General features: G+C 53.2%; 16 protein-coding genes, 9 tRNA genes and 1 rRNA gene. All 26 read left to right on the plus strand.

Features of this window, described 5'->3' with window-relative positions:
* The first annotated feature begins 18 nt into the window (after positions 1 to 18).
* The 26 genes from MKY59_RS00670 to MKY59_RS00795 all read left to right on the plus strand — a co-directional run bounded on the left by MKY59_RS00670 (position 19) and on the right by MKY59_RS00795 (position 19266).
* Positions 19 to 94: transfer RNA gene (locus tag MKY59_RS00670), tRNA-Ala, on the plus strand.
* Between the two features lie 137 nt (positions 95 to 231).
* Positions 232 to 3157 (plus strand): 23S ribosomal RNA (locus MKY59_RS00675).
* An 82-nt stretch (positions 3158 to 3239) separates the two neighbouring features.
* Positions 3240 to 3331, plus strand: a tRNA-Ser gene (locus MKY59_RS00680).
* A gap of 43 nt (positions 3332 to 3374) precedes the next feature.
* Positions 3375 to 3451 (plus strand) — tRNA-Met (locus tag MKY59_RS00685).
* A gap of 9 nt (positions 3452 to 3460) precedes the next feature.
* A tRNA-Val gene (locus MKY59_RS00690) sits at positions 3461 to 3536 on the plus strand.
* A gap of 5 nt (positions 3537 to 3541) precedes the next feature.
* A tRNA-Thr gene (locus MKY59_RS00695) sits at positions 3542 to 3617 on the plus strand.
* 9 nt (positions 3618 to 3626) lie between these two features.
* Positions 3627 to 3704, plus strand: a tRNA-Asp gene (locus MKY59_RS00700).
* Between the two features lie 21 nt (positions 3705 to 3725).
* Positions 3726 to 3798, plus strand: a tRNA-Phe gene (locus MKY59_RS00705).
* A gap of 13 nt (positions 3799 to 3811) precedes the next feature.
* Positions 3812 to 3897 (plus strand) — tRNA-Tyr (locus tag MKY59_RS00710).
* Between the two features lie 6 nt (positions 3898 to 3903).
* Positions 3904 to 3976 (plus strand) — tRNA-Lys (locus MKY59_RS00715).
* Between the two features lie 608 nt (positions 3977 to 4584).
* A complete protein-coding gene (locus MKY59_RS00720; protein WP_339275511.1) occupies positions 4585 to 5382 on the plus strand; it encodes a helix-turn-helix domain-containing protein in 798 nt (265 codons plus the stop codon).
* A gap of 103 nt (positions 5383 to 5485) precedes the next feature.
* Positions 5486 to 6610 carry a sn-glycerol-3-phosphate ABC transporter ATP-binding protein UgpC gene (ugpC, locus tag MKY59_RS00725; protein ID WP_236420411.1) on the plus strand — a complete coding sequence of 375 codons (1125 nt, stop codon included), beginning with the start codon at positions 5486 to 5488 and terminating at the stop codon, positions 6608 to 6610.
* Between the two features lie 280 nt (positions 6611 to 6890).
* Positions 6891 to 7829 carry an HPr(Ser) kinase/phosphatase gene (gene hprK / locus MKY59_RS00730; RefSeq protein WP_236420410.1) on the plus strand — a complete coding sequence of 313 codons (939 nt, stop codon included), beginning with the start codon at positions 6891 to 6893 and terminating at the stop codon, positions 7827 to 7829.
* Between the two features lie 130 nt (positions 7830 to 7959).
* The gene (gene lgt / locus MKY59_RS00735; protein WP_339275512.1) at positions 7960 to 9000 is read left to right on the plus strand and encodes a prolipoprotein diacylglyceryl transferase; all 1041 of its coding nucleotides are present in this window, start codon (positions 7960 to 7962) and stop codon (positions 8998 to 9000) included.
* A gap of 7 nt (positions 9001 to 9007) precedes the next feature.
* Complete coding sequence (gene ppaX, locus MKY59_RS00740; RefSeq protein WP_339275514.1) at positions 9008 to 9664, plus strand: pyrophosphatase PpaX; 657 nt, start codon at positions 9008 to 9010, stop codon at positions 9662 to 9664.
* Positions 9661 to 10188, plus strand: coding sequence for an acyltransferase (locus MKY59_RS00745; RefSeq protein ID WP_236420407.1), 528 nt, complete (start codon positions 9661 to 9663; stop codon positions 10186 to 10188). The genes ppaX and MKY59_RS00745 overlap by 4 nt, the downstream gene beginning before the upstream one ends.
* A gap of 396 nt (positions 10189 to 10584) precedes the next feature.
* Positions 10585 to 11772 carry an ATP phosphoribosyltransferase regulatory subunit gene (locus tag MKY59_RS00750; protein WP_236420406.1) on the plus strand — a complete coding sequence of 396 codons (1188 nt, stop codon included), beginning with the start codon at positions 10585 to 10587 and terminating at the stop codon, positions 11770 to 11772.
* Position 11773: 1 nt separating this feature from the next.
* Positions 11774 to 12430, plus strand: coding sequence for an ATP phosphoribosyltransferase (gene hisG, locus MKY59_RS00755; RefSeq protein ID WP_236420405.1), 657 nt, complete (start codon positions 11774 to 11776; stop codon positions 12428 to 12430).
* A gap of 29 nt (positions 12431 to 12459) precedes the next feature.
* Positions 12460 to 13764, plus strand: coding sequence for a histidinol dehydrogenase (hisD, locus tag MKY59_RS00760; protein ID WP_339275516.1), 1305 nt, complete (start codon positions 12460 to 12462; stop codon positions 13762 to 13764).
* The gene (gene hisB, locus MKY59_RS00765) at positions 13757 to 14380 is read left to right on the plus strand and encodes an imidazoleglycerol-phosphate dehydratase HisB (RefSeq protein WP_236420403.1); all 624 of its coding nucleotides are present in this window, start codon (positions 13757 to 13759) and stop codon (positions 14378 to 14380) included. Before hisD ends, hisB begins: the two co-directional genes overlap by 8 nt.
* A 3-nt stretch (positions 14381 to 14383) precedes the next feature.
* Positions 14384 to 15016 carry an imidazole glycerol phosphate synthase subunit HisH gene (gene hisH / locus MKY59_RS00770; protein WP_236420402.1) on the plus strand — a complete coding sequence of 211 codons (633 nt, stop codon included), beginning with the start codon at positions 14384 to 14386 and terminating at the stop codon, positions 15014 to 15016.
* 158 nt (positions 15017 to 15174) lie between these two features.
* Entirely contained in the window at positions 15175 to 15906 is a 732-nt protein-coding gene (gene hisA, locus MKY59_RS00775) for a 1-(5-phosphoribosyl)-5-[(5-phosphoribosylamino)methylideneamino]imidazole-4-carboxamide isomerase (protein WP_236420401.1), read from the plus strand.
* A gap of 33 nt (positions 15907 to 15939) precedes the next feature.
* A complete protein-coding gene (hisF, locus tag MKY59_RS00780; protein ID WP_236420400.1) occupies positions 15940 to 16701 on the plus strand; it encodes an imidazole glycerol phosphate synthase subunit HisF in 762 nt (253 codons plus the stop codon).
* Complete coding sequence (gene hisIE, locus MKY59_RS00785) at positions 16694 to 17401, plus strand: bifunctional phosphoribosyl-AMP cyclohydrolase/phosphoribosyl-ATP diphosphatase HisIE (RefSeq protein WP_236420399.1); 708 nt, start codon at positions 16694 to 16696, stop codon at positions 17399 to 17401. The genes hisF and hisIE overlap by 8 nt, the downstream gene beginning before the upstream one ends.
* Before the next feature lie 13 nt (positions 17402 to 17414).
* The gene (gene hisJ / locus MKY59_RS00790; RefSeq protein ID WP_339275519.1) at positions 17415 to 18239 is read left to right on the plus strand and encodes a histidinol-phosphatase HisJ; all 825 of its coding nucleotides are present in this window, start codon (positions 17415 to 17417) and stop codon (positions 18237 to 18239) included.
* A 79-nt stretch (positions 18240 to 18318) separates the two neighbouring features.
* On the plus strand, positions 18319 to 19266 hold the full coding sequence (locus tag MKY59_RS00795) for a ribose-phosphate pyrophosphokinase (protein WP_236420397.1): 948 nt from the start codon (positions 18319 to 18321) through the stop codon (positions 19264 to 19266).
* The last annotated feature ends 22 nt before the right edge of the window (positions 19267 to 19288 follow it).

Here is a 19288-nt window from a genome sequence, read left to right on the forward strand (position 1 = left end):
CTTTTTGGAGTAAGGTTTGGGGCCATAGCTCAGCTGGGAGAGCGCCTGCCTTGCAAGCAGGAGGTCAGCGGTTCGATCCCGCTTGGCTCCACCAACAATGATTTTCTAAGCTTGTTCTTTGAAAACTGGATATCGAAACGAAAAATGCGAATTAGAACATTCCTTTTAGCTGAACTTGTGTCAGAACAAGTTTATATATTAGCGAAAACTGCATTGCTCATCCGAGCAATTGGTTAAGCTACTAAGAGCACACGGAGGATGCCTAGGCGCTAGGAGCCGATGAAGGACGTGGCGAACAACGATACTGCCTCGGGGAGCTGTAAGCAAGCTTTGATCCGGGGATGTCCGAATGGGGAAACCCAGCTGGCGTAATACCCAGTTACTCTTGTCTGAATACATAGGGCAGGAGAGGCATACCAGGGGAACTGAAACATCTAAGTACCCTGAGGAAGAGAAAACAATAGTGATTCCGTCAGTAGCGGCGAGCGAACGCGGAACAGCCCAAACCAGGGAGCTTGCTCTCTGGGGTTGTGGGACGTCTCACATGGAGTTACAAAGGAGCCGGTTAAACGAAGAGGTCTGGAAAGGCCCGCCATAGAAGGTAAAAGCCCTGTAATTGAAAGTCTGCTCCCTCCGAGACGGATCCCGAGTAGTGCGGGGCACGTGAAACCCCGTATGAATCCGGCAGGACCATCTGCCAAGGCTAAATACTTCCTAGCGACCGATAGTGAAGCAGTACCGTGAGGGAAAGGTGAAAAGCACCCCGGAAGGGGAGTGAAATAGAACCTGAAACCGTGTGCTTACAAGAAGTCAGAGCCCATTTTAGGGGTGATGGCGTGCCTTTTGTAGAATGAACCGGCGAGTTACGTTCCCGTGCAAGGTTAAGGTGAGAAGCCGGAGCCGCAGCGAAAGCGAGTCTGAATAGGGCGACATAGTACGTGGACGTAGACCCGAAACCGGGTGATCTACCCCTGTCCAGGGTGAAGGTGCGGTAACACGCACTGGAGGCCCGAACCCACGCACGTTGAAAAGTGCGGGGATGAGGTGGGGGTAGCGGAGAAATTCCAATCGAACTCGGAGATAGCTGGTTCTCCCCGAAATAGCTTTAGGGCTAGCCTCGGAAAACAGAGTCGTGGAGGTAGAGCACTGATTGGGTGCGGGGCCCGCAAGGGTTACCAAGCTCAGTCAAACTCCGAATGCCATAGACTTACTTCCGGGAGTCAGACAGTGAGTGCTAAGATCCATTGTCAAAAGGGAAACAGCCCAGACCATCAGCTAAGGTCCCCAAGTGTGTGTTAAGTGGGAAAGGATGTGGAGTTGCACAGACAACCAGGATGTTGGCTTAGAAGCAGCCATCATTGAAAGAGTGCGTAATAGCTCACTGGTCGAGTGACTCTGCGCCGAAAATGTAACGGGGCTAAACACACCACCGAAGCTATGGCTTGATCTTATGATCAGGGGTAGGGGAGCGTTGTATGTACGTTGAAGGTGTACCGTAAGGAGCGCTGGAGAGCATACAAGTGAGAATGCCGGTATGAGTAACGAAAAGATCAGTGAGAATCTGATCCGCCGAAAGCCTAAGGGTTCCTGAGGAAGGTTCGTCCGCTCAGGGTAAGTCGGGACCTAAGGCGAGGCCGAAAGGCGTAGTCGAAGGACAACAGGTCGAAATTCCTGTACCACCGTAAATCGTTACGAGCGATGGGGGGACGCAGTAGGGTAGTGACGCAGGCTGATGGATGCCTGTCCAAGCAGTGAGGCTGGTTAGTAGGCAAATCCGCTAACCGCAAGGCTGAGCTGTGATGGGGAGTGAAAATTACAGTAGCGAAGGTCATGATCTCACACTGCCAAGAAAAGCCTCTAGCCAGATGAAGGTGCCCGTACCGCAAACCGACACAGGTAGGCGAGAAGAGAATTCTAAGGCGCGCGGAAGAACTCTCGTTAAGGAACTCGGCAAAATGACCCCGTAACTTCGGGAGAAGGGGTGCCCCGGTAGTGTGAATAGCACGAGGGGGCCGCAGTGAAAAGGCCCAAGCGACTGTTTAGCAAAAACACAGGTCTGTGCGAAGCCGTAAGGCGAAGTATACGGGCTGACGCCTGCCCGGTGCTGGAAGGTTAAGGGGAGCGGTTAGGGAGTAATCCCGAAGCTGTGAACCGAAGCCCCAGTAAACGGCGGCCGTAACTATAACGGTCCTAAGGTAGCGAAATTCCTTGTCAGGTAAATTCTGACCCGCACGAATGGCGTAACGACTTGGGCGCTGTCTCAACGAGAGATCCGGTGAAATTTTAATACCTGTGAAGATGCAGGTTACCCGCGACAAGACGGAAAGACCCCATGGAGCTTTACTGCAGCTTGATATTGAATTTGGGTACGATCTGTACAGGATAGGTGGGAGCCTGAGAAGCATGAGCGCCAGCTTGTGTGGAGGCACCGTTGGGATACCACCCTGATCGTATCTAGGTTCTAACCTGGTGCCCTGATCGGGTACGGGGACAGTGTCAGGTGGGCAGTTTGACTGGGGCGGTCGCCTCCTAAAGAGTAACGGAGGCGCCCAAAGGTTCCCTCAGAATGGTTGGAAATCATTCGAAGAGTGCAAAGGCATAAGGGAGCTTGACTGCGAGACCTACAAGTCGAGCAGGGACGAAAGTCGGGCTTAGTGATCCGGTGGTACCGCATGGAAGGGCCATCGCTCAACGGATAAAAGCTACCCTGGGGATAACAGGCTTATCTCCCCCAAGAGTCCACATCGACGGGGAGGTTTGGCACCTCGATGTCGGCTCATCGCATCCTGGGGCTGAAGTAGGTCCCAAGGGTTGGGCTGTTCGCCCATTAAAGCGGTACGCGAGCTGGGTTCAGAACGTCGTGAGACAGTTCGGTCCCTATCTGTCGTGGGCGTAGGAAATTTGAGAGGAGCTGTCCTTAGTACGAGAGGACCGGGATGGACGTACCGCTGGTGTACCAGTTGTTCCGCCAGGAGCACCGCTGGGTAGCTATGTACGGACGGGATAAGCGCTGAAAGCATCTAAGCGTGAAGCCCCCCTCAAGATGAGATTTCCCAATTAGTAAGACCCCTTGAAGACGACGAGGTAGATAGGCTGGGGGTGGAAGTGCAGCAATGCATGGAGCTGACCAGTACTAATCGGTCGAGGGCTTATCCAAGAAATGCAGGTTCTAAGATCGCAAGTTTCGTTTCGAATCCAGTTTTCAGAGAGCAATCTCTGAACGATCGTTAATTAGCTTTGGAGAGATACCCAAGTGGCTATAAGGGGACCCTCTGCTAAGGGGTTAGACTGCGTAAGCGGTGCGAGGGTTCGAATCCCTCTCTCTCCGCCATCTTTCAACTGGATGGACAAGCTTATAATACGATACTTAATATGGCGGCGTAGCTCAGCTGGCTAGAGCGTACGGTTCATACCCGTGAGGTCGGGGGTTCGATCCCCTCCGCCGCTACCATATTACCCAGGAGGCTTAGCTCAGCTGGGAGAGCATCTGCCTTACAAGCAGAGGGTCGGGGGTTCGATCCCCTCAGCCTCCACCATATATGCCGGTGTAGCTCAATTGGTAGAGCAACTGACTTGTAATCAGTAGGTTGGGGGTTCAAGTCCTCTCGCCGGCACCATTAATGTCTGGAACCGTGGTGTAGTTGGCCTAACATGCCTGCCTGTCACGCAGGAGATCGCGGGTTCGAATCCCGTCGGTTCCGCCATTAATCCTTACAATTAAATATGGCTCGGTAGCTCAGTCGGTAGAGCAGAGGACTGAAAATCCTCGTGTCGGCGGTTCGATTCCGTCCCGAGCCACCTTTCAAAACGTGGAGGCTTAGCGAAGTGGCCAAACGCATCAGACTGTAAATCTGCTCCCTTACGGGTTCGGTGGTTCGAATCCATCAGCCTCCACCAGTTTTTGAGCCATTAGCTCAGTTGGTAGAGCACCTGACTTTTAATCAGGGTGTCGAAGGTTCGAGTCCTTCATGGCTCATCTCACAAAAGAGTGATTAATCATTAAATTGATTAGTCGCTCTTTTTTTGCATATCAGCGTGTTGCTGCGACCACGAAGGCGAGAACGTTTAAGATATGATAAGATAAATGTAAACGGCTATCTAAAGAGCCATAGGCGTGATCCCAATAAAGGGTTAGACAATTATAAGATTGTGTGTTTTATATTGCGGTTTTTATATCAGAAAATAAAGCAGAGTGGTGGCGTTCATAAGATGAAGCATGTTTCGGATCTTAAGCAGCGGATCGAGGAAATTTTAGACACTTCAATGAACACATTTCAATTTACTTTGGATGAGTGGAGTCAATACGAGAATCTCCTTCTCAGCTCAAATGATAGAGCAAATAATAGTACAGTCATGCTGGGTGTAGAACGGTCAGCAGACCGTGCAGGCAGCCTAACCATAGATCAACAAATATATTTTAAAATTGGCCGAAGTGCTGATCGTGAACATGTAATTTGCTGGGGGTGTTCTTCCGATCATCTGACGATAGAATCGCGCAGATTAATAGAGCTGTTGATTAGCAGCCATTCAGATGAAGCTCTTCATGAACAAACTGTAGGCGAGGGGAACGGCCAGGCGCAGCTTTTGATTGAGTTGGGCACCTGGCTTCGGGAGCAAATCAATCTGTCTAACGAAGGGTTCAGTATCCCAGAACGTTTTCTGGCTGCAGGGCTGGGCGAGCATCTGGAACAAGAAAAGATTCCTTTCCTGTTACAGGGCGAGACGCCGGATGATCGGCGCGTTCATTCAAGCGAACTGAACAAGCTGCTCGAGAGCTATTTTGGTGAGGACATCGTTCTGATTCCCTTAGGAGATCAGGAGTGGGTATTTTTTGGTTCGGTTCAGACCGTTACGGCAGAGGCCGATGACGATACCACTGAGGCAAGGAAAGAGCTCTTGAATGCGTTTTGTCTTGGATTGTATGAGCTGATTGCCAGTGAATGGGCAGGCGGATTCCATTTGTCGGCAGCCTTGCCTTGTGTTCCTTACCAGCAATTGATATCTGTAACCTCTACACTTCGGGAGAGTGTAAAGCTGGGCAGATCGTTTCATGTCACTGAGCACATACATTTACCATGGAATTTGCATCTTGAACGATTGGTGGCGAGCATATCCGAACCGGAACGGCTGCGCTTTATAGAAGAGATCGGCAAGAACACATCGCTCTTCAGCGACAGTGAGACGATGGGCACATTGGAGACGTTTTTCAGTCTGGATTGCAATGTAAGCGAGACCGCAAAAAGGATGTTTATTCATCGCAATACGCTGGTTTACCGTCTGGACAAGATCAAACATGAGATCGGATACGATGTAAGGAGCTTTGAAAATGCGGTGCTGGTCCGACTTTTACTGCTGATGTACAAAGTGACGAAAAAGCCGTGATATTTTTGTGCAGTTTGCGAATAGTCAAACATCCCTTCCGTAGGTTACACTGAATTTACAAAATGTATTCGATTACAAAACGATCTCTAAGGAGGCAATAATCATGGCTGGTGTACGTTTAGAGCATATTTTCAAAAAATACCCTGGTGCTGACAAAGCGACAGTTATTGACGTTAACCTGGACATTAAAGATAAAGAATTTCTGGTGCTGGTTGGTCCGTCCGGTTGTGGTAAATCCACAACGTTGCGCATGATCGCAGGCCTTGAGGAAATTTCTGAAGGTAAACTCTATATCGGTGACCGCGTCGTGAACGATGTTGCTCCTAAAGATCGCGATATCGCGATGGTTTTCCAATCCTACGCCTTGTACCCGCATATGAGCGTGTATCAAAACATGGCATTTGGTTTGAAATTGCGTAAAGTGAAAAAAGATGAAATCGACAAACGCGTTCGCGAAGCAGCCAAAATCCTCGATATCGAGCATTTGCTGGATCGTAAACCAAAAGCGTTGTCCGGTGGTCAACGTCAGCGTGTCGCACTCGGTCGTGCGATCGTCCGTGACCCGCAAGTATTCTTGATGGATGAGCCGCTCTCCAACTTGGACGCGAAATTGCGCGGTCAGATGCGTGCGGAAATCACCAAGCTCGCGAAACGTCTGGAAACGACTGTTATCTACGTAACGCATGACCAGATCGAAGCGATGACGATGGGTGACCGGATCGTTGTTATGAAAGACGGTATCATTCAACAAGCGGCTTCTCCGGAAGAACTGTACAACCACCCAGCGAACCTGTTCGTGGCCGGTTTCATCGGTTCTCCTACAATGAACTTTATCTCGGGTAAAATTGCGGAGCAAGGTTCCAACCTGCATTTCGTAGCTCCTGGCGTGGACGTTGAAATTCCACAAGGGAAAGCGCAATTGCTGAAATCCAGAGGATACGCTAACAAGGAAGTCATTCTGGGCGTTCGTCCTGAAGACATCCACGAAGAGCCGGTATTCTTGGAAGCTTCCCCGAACTCCGTGTTCTCTACGCATGTAGACGTAACCGAGAACCTTGGTCACGAAATGCTCCTCTACTTGAGCGGTGTAGGTAGCGACACTACGATTGCCCGCGTAGACGGACGTTCCAACACGCGTGAAGGTTCTACCGTTAAAATGGCGATCGACATGAACAAAGTTCATATCTTTGATAAAGAGACTGAAGCGAACGTTCTCCTTCAAGACTAATATCCCGGGGTTCCCCGTATGGTCGGATCCTGTGTTTGATACGTAATTATATAATGAAATTCGAGCCCCTTCCGTTGTTGCTGGAAGGGGCTTTTTACATCAGGAGTCCATGGTTCAGATTGCATTCGTTCCCGAATTCATTTAAGATTTATAGAAAGCTTGCGCCTTCATTTTCGGTGTAACCATTCTTAATTGATCAGGGGATTCCCCGTTTGAATTCGAAGGACAAATATGACCAGATATACATAGATAAACAGCCAATGCTGAAAGGAAGAGACAAATGGCGAAAAAAGTGAAGGTATCTGAATTGGTGCAGCAGTTTCAGCTTGAGGTCGTCTCTGGATCTCAAGGACTTAAGCGCTTCATTACCGTAGACGATTTGAACCGTCCAGGCCTGGAGATGGCCGGCTATTTTGAATACCACCCACAAGAACGGGTTCAGCTGTTAGGAAGAACAGAGCTGGCCTTTTTTGCAATGCTGCCGGAAGACGAACGCCGTGACCGGATGCAGAAACTTTGCACGGAGGAGACGCCATGCATTGTCGTTACGCGTGGACTTGAAGTGCCGACGGAACTGATCGAGATCAGCGAAGAGCAAAATTTGGCGGTGCTGCGCAGCAATATGGCAACGACGATTCTTTCCAGCCGCATTACCGGTTTCCTGGAACGGAAGCTGGCGCCAACCGCTACGATACATGGCGTGCTCTGCGACGTTTATGGCGTCGGTATGCTGATTACGGGAAGCAGCGGTATCGGCAAAAGTGAAACGGCATTGGAGCTCGTGAAGCGTGGACACCGTTTGATTGCGGACGATGCAGTAGAAATCCGTCAGACTTCCGACTTCCAACTGCACGGGACCGCTCCTGAATTAATCCGTCATCTTCTAGAGATTCGCGGGGTGGGCATCATTAACGTGATGACCTTGTTTGGTGCCGGTGCCGTGCGTAACAACAAACGAATTACGCTCGTCGTCCGCCTTGAAGCATGGCAGCAAGACAAACAATACGATCGTCTTGGTTTGGATGAGGAGACTACCCGGATCATTGATACGGACGTACCGCTCGTAACGATTCCGGTACGCCCTGGACGAAACTTGGCCGTCATCATTGAGGTGGCTGCGATGAATTATCGCCTCAAACAGATGGGACTCAATGCGGCACTGCAGTTTACGAATAAACTGACAGCAACGATTTCGGAAGATATGGAAGATATGGACTAGGCCATCTGGGATGTCTTCAAGAAGTGGATAGCGTGCAGAACTGACAGAGCGATTCAATGCTCTGTTTCTGCATGCATGAGAAGCTGATTGGTACGGAAAAGTGTGAAGCAATTTATGGGAGTGTGAAGCAATGGACATGTATCTGCTGTTGAACCCAATCGCCTTCTCCATTGGTGCATTGAAGGTTCACTGGTATGGCCTGATCCTCGGCACGGCGGCATTGGTAGGCTTGCTGCTCGCGATTCGGGAGGGCAAGCGGTTCGGCATTCCTCAGGAAGTGTTCATGGACATGATCCTGCTGGGCGTACCGTCCGCCATTATCGGCGCACGTATCTATTATGTCGCGTTCAAATGGGAAGACTATAAGGACAACTTCTGGGATGTCTTCAAGATATGGAATGGCGGTATTGCCATCTATGGTGCACTGATTGGCGCAATTATTTGCGCGGTCATTTTCTTCCGCCGCAAAGGATACAATTTCTGGCGCATGGCAGATATTTGCGCACCCGGGTTGATTGTGGGCCAAATGATCGGCCGCTGGGGGAACTTCGTCAACCAAGAGGCGTATGGCGGGCCTGTGGAAGAATCTTTTTTGCGAGATAAGCTGCATTTGCCGGACTTTATCGTCAATCAGATGAATGTGGAAGGGGTATTTCATCATCCCGCATTCCTGTACGAATCCATGTGGAGCCTGGTTGGCCTGATTCTGCTGCTGATCCTGCGCAGACAAAAGTTTTTGCGTGCGGGCGAGCTGTTTATGTCGTATTTCATTTGGTATTCGATCGGGCGATTCTTCATCGAGGCGCTGCGTACGGACAGTCTGGGCTTCCAGGCGCCACAGTGGCTTGCTTCCCTGGTGAATGGACTATGGTCACCGATGACGGCGTTTGGTTTCGAACAAGGATACCTGGATCCTGCTTATGGCAATGTTAGAATTTCGCAGCTGTTGGCGATCGCCATTATTATCGCTGCGGCGGCGTTCATCATCGTAAGAAGGGTGACTGGCAAAGCTGAAGTACGTTACAGCGACCCGATTGTGTCGACCAAGGCGGTAACCGAACCTTCGGATGAGCTCCCGCACAGTGCCGGAACGGCACGCAAGCCGGACTCGGCGGCAACGAACCATGAAGCCGAAGAGGAACGCGAATCTGCCGATGACAAAAAGGAGTAATGCAAGCATGATTGAAACGGTATTGTTTGATCTTGACGGTACGATTATCGATACGAATGATTTGATTATCAATTCGTTCCTTCACGTCATGGAGGGGTGGGAGAACTCTGCCCCCTGGACGCGGGAACAGATTATCCCCCATATGGGCGGCACGCTGGAGCAGCAGTTCCGGACGTTTTCGGGTCAAGAAGACGTGGCTGAATATATAAAAGGCTACCGGGCATACAATGATATTCATCATGAGGCAATGGTCAATCCTTTTCCTTATGTGAATGAGGTTGTGGAAGCCTTGCACCAGGCAGGCATCGTAATGGGCGTCGTAACGACGAAGATTCGTCCATCGACCCTGAAAACCTTGGAACGGTTCGATCTTACCAAGTACATGAAATCGATCGTCACGGTAACGGATGTAACCCATCCCAAACCACATGCCGAACCGGTATTAAAAGCGATAAATGAGCTGGGAGCTGATCCGGCCAAAACGCTGATGATTGGCGACAGTCCGGTTGATATTCAATCCGCTAAAAATGCAGGAGCGCTCGCGGCGGGGGTTGCGTGGTCTCTCAAGGGCGAGGCCGTGTTAAACCAGTACGGCCCTGATTATATGCTGCATGACATGAGAGATCTGCTCGATCTGGTCGGTATCAAGTCGGAACGTTCATGAGAAAGGTGACCCGCTACCCCATTGAGGGACACAATGCGTTGTGGCACATTTATCGGACTGTAAGTCCTTGGAAGGGTGTGCGCAATTTCATCTGGGTCCAGTTGTCACGCTACTGTCCGATCCTTCCGGTCAAGAACTGGATCTATCGTCGCATGCTGGGCATGAAGGTAGGGGAACATACGGCCTTTGGGCTGATGGTCATGGTGGACGTATTTTTTCCGGAGAAGATTACAGTGGGCGAAAATTCGGTCATCGGTTATAACACCACCATTTTGGCTCATGAGTATCTCATCAAAGAGTACAGGCTGGGTGAAGTGATCATCGGTGAAAATGTGTTGATTGGCGCAAATTCAACCATTTTGCCTGGTGTGACGATCGGCGACGGGGCGGTTGTGGCCGCAGGCTCGGTCGTTCACAAGGATGTGGCGCCAGGGGCATTTGTAGGGGGGAACCCGCTGCGCGAACTGACCCGGTCCACGGTGGCTCAGGACGAACCTGCTGCGATGCCGGACCAGCGAATATAAACCAATGCAACCTGCAAGAACGGTTATAAACGTTGAAGGGAACAAGCTGCTTAGGCAGCTTTTTTTCATATAAGCAGGAATGTGATGCGGAACGTTAGATAGGAGAGCATACCGACGTTTTTGTTTATATTGAATGCAGCATGATTCAATGGCTGGACCAATGTTCGCCTTATTGACGGTTAAGCCGGATTCATGTTATCATATGCCATATTCTTTAGTTTGTTAGCACTTTACCATACGAAAGTAACTTAATGAAAATACATCGAGAATGTGGCGTCTATACCGAGCCATGAAGAATGAAATGAGTTAGACCGAACGGGGATTTACATAAACAAATCCTGTTGGAAAGCGGTACGCGGACCAACTCAAATTATCGACACGGGGTGAATCGTAACAATGTCCAAACCAAAAGGCTTTGAAAAACCGATCGGTTTTCGCGACTATACGCCACGCGTGGTGAGCAAGCTGAAAACCATTGAACGGAGCGTGCTGGAATGCATGGAGCGCTGGGGGTATCGCCAGATCATCACGCCAACGATCGAATTTTACGACACGGTAGGAGTGGCCAGCTCCACATCGGACCGCAAGCTGTTCAAGCTGTTAAGCAGCCGGGGAACGACGCTGGTGTTGAGATCAGACCTCACGGCACCGATTGCGCGTGTTGTTTCTTCTTTGCTGAAGGATGAGCCATTGCCGCTGCGGCTTTCCTACCATGCGAACGTATTTCGTTCCATCGAGGAAGAAGCCGGAAGAGAGGCCGAGTTCTTTCAGACAGGCGTCGAGCTGGTCGGCGACGATTCGCCGGAAGCCGATGCGGAAGTCGTTGCGCTTGCCATTGCTTCGCTGCAGGCTGCCGGCGTAACGTCCTTCAAGATCGCGATGGGTCATATGGGTTTCCTGAACGGCTTGTTGGAAGAGGTCATCCCGGGACAGACGCAGCAGCAGGAGGAATTGAAGGAGTATTTGCTCGGGCGGGATTACGTCGGCTATCGCGAATCCATTCGTGCATTGAAGCTTGCACCGGAGCTGCAGGAGCAGCTGGAGGCCATTCTTCGTCTACGCGGGGGCAAGGAAGTGTGCGATCACGCGGCAGGGTTAAGCCGCAGCAATGAGGCGGCACAGTCGATTGCCCACTTGTGTGCGGTATTTGAAGTATTGGAGGCGTACGGCGTCTCTGAGCATGTCCTGATCGACCTGACGATGATTGGCGATTTCTCCTATTATACAGGCATGACGTTCGAAGGTTATGCTGCGGAGTTGGGCTCGCCGGTATGCAGCGGCGGACGTTACGACAATTTACTGCAGCAGTTCGGACGCTCGCTTCCGGCGACGGGGTTTGCGCTGAAAACGAACCGGATCATTGATGGCGTGCACGGCATCGCAGTGGATGAGAAGAAAGCGGTGCTGATCGAATACGGCACCGAGCACCGGGCACAGGCGTTGGCGGAAGCTGGAAGGCTCCGGGGATTCGGCCAAAATGTAGTTACCCGTTTGATCGAGTCTGGAAAGACGGGAACAAACGAAGCGGAACACGCTCAATACGAGCAAGTCATCACATATCCATCCGGGAAAGGAGCTCGTTGAGATGTCGGATATATTGAAGGTTGCGATGCCGAAGGGCCGAATCTACAAAAAAGCTTCCAAACTGTTCCGCGAAGCCGGACTGGATATTCCAGTGGATGTGGACGATACCCGCAAGCTTGTCATTGAAGTGCCGGAAGCGGGCATGGAATTCATCATGGCAAAACCGGTGGACGTGCCGACATACGTAGAGTACGGGGTAGCGGACATCGGCATCGTCGGCAAAGACGTATTGCTGGAGGAAAACCGGGACGTGTACGAACTGCTTAATCTGGGCATTGCACGTTGCCGCATGTCGGTTATCGGTCTTCCCGATTGGACCCCCGGCATCCAGCAGCGGGTAGCGACGAAGTATCCGCGAATTGCTTCCCGGTACTTCCTGGAACAGGGTCAGCAGGTCGAGGTCATCAAGCTGAACGGGTCCATTGAGCTGGCGCCGCTGATCGGACTTGCGGACCGCATCGTCGATTTGGTGGAAACCGGGCAAACGCTGCGCGAGAACGGGCTGGTCGAAATGAACGGCATCCTCGATATCACCAGCCGATTAATCGCCAACCGGGTAAGCTACCGCATGAAAAACGGACGCATCCAAGCACTGTGCGATGCACTGCAGAAGGTCATCCCTGCTTCTTCCGAAGCACCGGCTGAATTATCGCAGTAATCAGGAATCGAGAGAAGGAGGTTACGGGCATGAAAGTGGTATCTGCGCGTGAATTCAATCTGAAACGGGAAGTGGACTACGGCACCCCGGAGCAAAACGAAAAGGTACGGCGAATCGTCGGCGACATTCGCCGGGAGGGCGATGCGGCGCTGCTGCGGTACACCGAGCAGCTTGACCGCACCAGGCTGACGGCTGCGGACCTGCGGGTGCCGCAGGAGGAATTGCAGGCCGCTTACGCAGCCGTCGAGCCTTCTTTCGTGGAAGCGATCCGGCAGGCCGCTGCCAACATTCGCGCGTTTCATGAGAAGCAGAAACGCAATTCCTGGATGGACTGGCAGCCGGACGGCAGTCTGCTGGGCCAGGTGATACGCCCGTTGAAACGGGTGGGCGTATATGTCCCTGGTGGTAAAGCAGCGTATCCGTCCTCGGTGCTGATGAACGTGATTCCGGCACAGGTGGCCGGGGTGCCGGAAATCGTGTTGGTGACGCCGCCGGCCACGAACGGCGGCGAGGGCATCGACCCGTACATTCTCGTTGCCGCTGCGGAAGCAGGCGTTAACGAGATGTACCGGGTAGGCGGCGCGCAGGCGATCGCCGCGCTCGCTTACGGCACGGAGAGCATCGCCCCGGTCGACAAGATCTGTGGACCGGGCAACATCTACGTGGCGCTCGCGAAGCGTGAAGTGTACGGCGCGGTCGACATCGACAGCATCGCCGGGCCGAGCGAGATCGCGGTCCTGGCCGACGACACCGCGAACCCGGTGTACGTCGCCGCCGACCTGCTCTCGCAGGCGGAGCATGACGAGATGGCGTCGGCCATTCTCGTCACCACGTCGGCCCCGCTGGCGGAAGCCGTGCGGGCCGAGGTGCAGCGCCAGCTTGAGGCGCTGCCAAGGCAAGCGATCGCCGCTGCTTCGGTGGAGCAGTACGGCGCGATCATCGTGGTCGATTCGATCGATGAAGGCATCGACGTAGTGAACCGGCTCGCGCCGGAGCACCTGGAGATCATGGTGCAGGAGCCGATGGCCGTTGCCGGCCGGATCGAAAATGCCGGCGCGATGTTCCTCGGGCCGTACAGCTCCGAGCCGGTAGGCGATTATTTTGCCGGCCCGAACCATATCATTCCGACGAACGGCACGGCAAGGTTCAGTTCGCCGGTCGACGTGGACGATTTTATCAAGAAATCAAGTCTGATCTATTACAGCAAGGAGGCGCTGCTCCAAAACGGCGCTGCAATCATAGAATTGGCCCGGCACGAAGGGCTGGAAGGACACGCGCGCGCGATTGCCGTGCGTCTAGAACAGGAAGGAAAGGCGGAATCGGATCATGAGTAATCCAAACCAAGGGGTAGAAAACGCAAGCGCGGTTCGCCGCGCTCAAGTGGACCGCAAAACGAATGAAACAAACATTCAGCTTGCGTTTGCAGTAGACGGAACCGGGAAGGCGAACATCGAAACAGACGTACCTTTTCTGAACCATATGTTGGACCTGTTCACCAAGCACGGACAGTTCGACCTGGACGTTCAGGCTCGCGGGGATATCGAGATTGACGACCATCACACGGTCGAAGACATCGGCATTTGCCTCGGACAGACGCTGCGCGAGGCGCTCGGCGACAAACGCGGCATCAAGCGGTACGCGAACGTGTTCATTCCTATGGACGAGGCGCTCGCTCAAGTCGTCATCGACGTGAGCAACCGTCCTCACTTCGAATATCGCGCACAATACCCGTCCCAGCAGGTGGGCAGCTTCTCCACGGAGCTGGTGCATGAATTCCTGTGGAAGCTGGCGCTCGAAGCGCGCATTACGCTGCACGTCATCGTTCACTATGGACAGAATACGCACCACATGATCGAGGCAGTGTTCAAGGCGCTCGGCCGTGCGTTGGATGAGGCGACTTCCATCGATCCACGCGTAACGGGCGTTCCTTCCACGAAGGGAGTGCTGTAGGCGATGGCGATTGCGATTGTCGATTACGGTATGGGGAACCTGCACAGCGTCGGCAAAGCGGTCGAGCGCCTTGGCTACGAAGCGTTGATCACCGGGGATCGTGAGGCGATCCTGGGTGCTGACGGAGTGATTTTGCCGGGCGTAGGCGCGTTTGGCGATGCGATGGTGCATCTCCGTGAAAACAATCTGGATGCCGTCGTGAAAGAGGCTGCAGCCGGCCCGAAGCCGCTGCTGGGCATTTGTTTGGGCATGCAGCTGCTGTTCAGTTCCAGCGAGGAGCATGGTGAACATGAAGGACTGGATATACTGCCAGGCAAAGTTGTTCGGTTTGCCCCGGGCGAGCTGAAGGTGCCGCATATGGGTTGGAACCGTCTGGAGTTTCGCCAGCCTGAAAACCCGCTGTTTACGGGGCTGGAGGAAGGGCATGTTTATTTCGTCCATTCCTATTATGCCCAGCCTGAAGTGGCAAGCGACCTGCTTGCAGTGACGGATTACGGACATCCGGTTACGGCCATCGTCGGCAGAGGCTCGAACTTCGGTATGCAGTTCCATCCCGAGAAGAGCGGCGAACTCGGCATGCAATTGCTGCGCAATTTCCTCGCGCTCACGGGTGGGCCGAACGTTATCTCTCGTTAATAGCAGGAACACCACAAGGTACGGCGTTATCGCTGCCATGGTGCGGGCGCTGAGGAGAGCGGCCGGAGCAGTAAATCGCGGGTTCAGCGGGTTCGGACGGGATCAGAACATTCATTTCATTGCATTTCAATTTCAAACATAGATTCGGGAGGCCTTGTATGTCATCTTTTATCATATATCCGGCGATTGATATCCGGGACGGCAAATGCGTACGATTGGTACAAGGAGATTACAACCAGGAAACGGTATATAACGATGATCCGGTGCAAGTCGCTCTTTCTTGGGAGAAGCAGGGCGGCACGTTTGTGCATCTCGTCGATCTGGACGGCGCCAAGGCCGGTCATCCGGTCAACGACGCTTTGATCGGACGCATCGCTTCAGCGGTGCAGGTGCCCGTTCAAGTGGGCGGTGGTCTGCGGACAGTGGCTGACGTGGAACGTTTGCTAGGACTAGGTGTGAGCCGGGTAATCATCGGAACGGCGGCGATCGAGGATCGTGCATTTACCGAAGAAGTGCTGGGGCGTTATGGCGACAAGGTGGCTATCGGTATCGATGCCCGCAACGGTTATGTGGCAACACGTGGCTGGTTGGAAACATCGGAAGTTCAGGCAGAAGTGCTTGCCAAGGAACTGGCAGCCTTCGGCGCAGAGACGTTCATTTTCACCGATATCTCGCGCGACGGTATGATGCAGGGGCCTAATGTGGATGCGATCGTATCCCTGGCCAAGGCGAGCGGCCGCACGGTTATCGCTTCCGGCGGCGTGAGCGTGATGGACGATCTCGTCAAACTGAGCAAATACACGCAAGACGGCGTTGGAGGAGCGATCGTGGGCAAAGCGCTGTATACGGGCAGCATCGACCTGTCCGAGGCCATTCGTACGATCAAGTAGCGCATCAATCATTGGGGAGAGAGGAAGAGGGGCATGCTGGCAAAAAGAATCATTCCGTGTCTGGACGTCAAGGACGGCCGGGTTGTCAAAGGCGTTAATTTCGTCAATCTCCGCGATGCGGGAGATCCGGTGGAACTGGCGGCGCTGTACGACCGCGAAGGCGCGGACGAACTCGTGTTTCTCGATATCTCCGCTTCCGTGGAAGGCCGCGAAACGATGGAAGAGGTCGTGCGGCAGACGGCGGGAGAGATCGCTATTCCGTTTACGGTAGGCGGAGGCATCTCGAAGGTGGATGACATGAAACGCATTTTGCGCGCAGGCGCAGACAAAATCGCGGTGAATACGGCTGCCGTGCTGAACCCGCAATTGATTGCGGACGGAGCACGGCGTTTTGGCTCCCAATGCATCGTGGTGGCGGTGGATGCCAAGTATAACGAAGCATGGGGAGAATGGGAAGTGTACACCCACGGCGGACGCAAGCCATCCGGAATCAAGGCGCTGGAGTGGGTGAAACAGGCCGAAGCGCTGGGCGCCGGAGAAATCCTGTTGACCAGTATGGACGCGGACGGAACCAAGGACGGGTTTGACCTGAAACTGACGGCCGCGGTATCCGAATCGGTACGGATTCCGGTCATCGCTTCCGGCGGCGCAGGCAAGGAGTCCGACTTCTATGACGTGTTCACGGCAGGCAAAGCCGATGCGGGCCTTGCGGCTACGATTTTCCATTACAAGGAAATCGCTGTGCCGGAGTTGAAGAAACATTTGAAAGAACAAGGGGTGGAAATCCGTGAGTAACGTAAGCAGAGAAATCAGGGAACAGTTGTCCCTGGAGCAAGTGGTCGAGCATATCCGTTGGCAGGACGGGCTAGTGCCCGCCATCGTGCAGGATGCAACTACCAACGAAGTGTTGATGATGGCATACATGAATCGAGAATCGCTGAAATTGTCGCTCGAATCGGGAGAGACCTGGTTCTGGTCGCGTTCCCGACAAGAGTTGTGGCATAAAGGCGCAACGTCCGGAAACGTGCAAAAGATTACTTCGATCAAATACGATTGTGACGGAGATACGCTGCTGGTAGCGGTCAAACCGGATGGTCCTGCTTGCCATACCGGCGAGGTAACGTGCTTCCACAACGAAATCGTGGGTTTGCCGCAGCAAACTGACGGCGAAAACGCGGCAGCTTCCCCGGCCTCGGGACGGTTTGATGTGCTCGCCGAGCTGGAGTCGGTCATTGCGGAACGTGAACGCGAGCGTCCGGAAGGAGCGTACACCACATATCTCTTCGATAAGGGCGTCGATAAAATTTTGAAAAAAATCGGCGAGGAAGCGTCCGAGACGATCATCGCCGCCAAAAATAAGGATAATGAAGAGCTCCGCCTAGAGGTTAGCGATCTGCTGTACCACTTGCTCGTCTTGCTGCAGGAGCGAAAGCTGCCGCTGGACGACATCATGTCCGAATTGAGCCGTCGCCATGAGCGGCCACGCCGCGATTAGGGGGCAGCCACTTATGCGGATCGATTATCATACGCACCATGAACGCTGCGGTCATGCCGTCGGCAAGCTGGAAGAGTATGTACAGCGTGCGGTAGAGATGGGCTTTTCCCACATCGGGTTGTCTGATCATATGCCGCTGCTGCACGTCGACCCGGCTCAGTATTATCCGGAGATGGCCATGCCGATGGACGAACTCCCGCGTTATGTGGAGGAATGCTTCTCCTTGAAGGAGCGGTACCGCGGACAAATCGAAGTTCGTGTCGGGCTTGAAGGCGACTACATTGAAGGCTGGGAAAATGAAATCCGCGCCATCATCGAACGATATCCATGGGATTATGTGATCGGTTCGGTCCATTTTCTCGGCGAATGGGACATCACCGACTTCAGGCAGACGCATGGCTGGGAAGGACGCGACGTGCTGGAGGTATACCGTCAATATTATGATGCCGTCGGCAAAGCCGCAGCTACCGGCATGTATGACATCATGGGACATACGGACGTGATCAAACGTTTCGGACATGTACCGGCGGAGGAGCAGACCGGAGAACGCATTGCGCTGGAAAATGCAGCGCTTCAAGCTATTGCCCGCAGCGGCTGCGCAATGGAGCTGAACGCATCCGGCTTAACCAAACCCTGTGCCGAGATGTTTCCAAGCCGGCGCATGCTGGAGGAAGCCCTCCGGCTGGGCATTCCGCTGACGCTTGGATCGGATTCTCACGATCCGAAGAAGCTTGGCGAGAATCTGGAGCATGCCGAAGCCCTGCTCGCAGAACTTGGTTGTACGGAGGTTGCCGTGTTCGAAGGCCGGCGCCGTTCTTTCGTTCCTTTAAATGTATAGGGCACTGGAGTATAATAAGCTTGAAAGTCCTGATGCATCAAAGGACAATTAAGGGGCGTTAACGCTCGGGAGGGGCATTATGCAACAATCATTACGTATTTTTTCCGGTTCTTCGAACCCGAAGCTGGCGGAAGAGGTATGCGACAAGCTGGGCGTTGAGCTGGGCAAAATCAAGCTGTCTCGGTTCAAGAGCGGGGAAATCTACGTTCACTACGAGGAAACCATTCGCAATTGCGATGTGTTTCTTGTGCAGTCGTTGTCTCATCCGATCAATGAACTGTTTGTGGAGCTGCTCGTCATGATCGATGCAGCCAAGCGGGCTTCTGCCCGTACAATCAACATCATCGTTCCTTATTATGGATATGCCCGGCAGGAACGCAAGTCTGCCCCGCGCGAACCGATCTCCGCCAAGATGGTCGCCGATGTGCTGACCACGGCCGGAGCAAGCCGCGTGGTTACCATTGACCTGCATGCCGCGGCCATTCAAGGCTTCTTTAACATTCCGGTCGATCACATGACTTCCCTTGATTTGATCAGCGATTATTTGCTCAGCAAAGGGATCGAGAATCCGGTCGTCGTATCGCCGGATGCCGGCCGGGCCTCCATGGCCGAGAAGCTGGCGAATCGCCTGGATTCCCCGTTCGCGATCATGATCAAAAAGCGTCCAAGCCATAACGAATCGGTGATTACGCATGTCATCGGGGATGTGGAAGGCCGGACGCCGATCATCATTGAAGATTTGATCGACACGGGCACGACGATTCTGAACGTGGTTGAAGGATTGAAGGAACGCGGATCGAAAAATGTGTACGTGTGCGCAACGCACGGTCTTTTTTCCGACGGCGCATTAAGCAAGCTGGATCACCCTTCGATCGCCGAAGTGGTCGTTACGGACTCGATTGCTCTGCCGGAATCGCATCCGAATTGCGTCACCGTACTACCGGTCGCACCTATGCTGGCCAGAGCGATACGCATCATCGTCGATGGCGGCTCGATGGCGACGCTGTTCAGGGATTCCGGAATTTAGTGAAGGCGGCAGCGCCTTGTTT

The organism is Paenibacillus sp. FSL W8-0426 (assembly GCF_037969725.1).
Taxonomy (GTDB): domain Bacteria; phylum Bacillota; class Bacilli; order Paenibacillales; family Paenibacillaceae; genus Paenibacillus; species Paenibacillus hubeiensis.

Excerpts from the sequence above, each read along its gene's own strand:
- hisA (WP_236420401.1), top strand. The coding sequence starts at position 15,175 with ATGTCATCTTTTATCATATATCCGGCGATTGATATCCGGGACGGCAAA.
- MKY59_RS00795 (WP_236420397.1), top strand. The coding sequence starts at position 18,319 with ATGCAACAATCATTACGTATTTTTTCCGGTTCTTCGAACCCGAAGCTG.
- MKY59_RS00745 (WP_236420407.1), top strand. The coding sequence starts at position 9,661 with ATGAGAAAGGTGACCCGCTACCCCATTGAGGGACACAATGCGTTGTGG.
- ppaX (WP_339275514.1), top strand. The coding sequence starts at position 9,008 with ATGATTGAAACGGTATTGTTTGATCTTGACGGTACGATTATCGATACG.
- hisG (WP_236420405.1), top strand. The coding sequence starts at position 11,774 with ATGTCGGATATATTGAAGGTTGCGATGCCGAAGGGCCGAATCTACAAA.
- hisH (WP_236420402.1), top strand. The coding sequence starts at position 14,384 with ATGGCGATTGCGATTGTCGATTACGGTATGGGGAACCTGCACAGCGTC.
- hisB (WP_236420403.1), top strand. The coding sequence starts at position 13,757 with ATGAGTAATCCAAACCAAGGGGTAGAAAACGCAAGCGCGGTTCGCCGC.
- ugpC (WP_236420411.1), top strand. The coding sequence starts at position 5,486 with ATGGCTGGTGTACGTTTAGAGCATATTTTCAAAAAATACCCTGGTGCT.
- hisF (WP_236420400.1), top strand. The coding sequence starts at position 15,940 with ATGCTGGCAAAAAGAATCATTCCGTGTCTGGACGTCAAGGACGGCCGG.
- MKY59_RS00750 (WP_236420406.1), top strand. The coding sequence starts at position 10,585 with ATGTCCAAACCAAAAGGCTTTGAAAAACCGATCGGTTTTCGCGACTAT.
- hisJ (WP_339275519.1), top strand. The coding sequence starts at position 17,415 with ATGCGGATCGATTATCATACGCACCATGAACGCTGCGGTCATGCCGTC.
- hprK (WP_236420410.1), top strand. The coding sequence starts at position 6,891 with ATGGCGAAAAAAGTGAAGGTATCTGAATTGGTGCAGCAGTTTCAGCTT.
- hisD (WP_339275516.1), top strand. The coding sequence starts at position 12,460 with ATGAAAGTGGTATCTGCGCGTGAATTCAATCTGAAACGGGAAGTGGAC.
- lgt (WP_339275512.1), top strand. The coding sequence starts at position 7,960 with ATGGACATGTATCTGCTGTTGAACCCAATCGCCTTCTCCATTGGTGCA.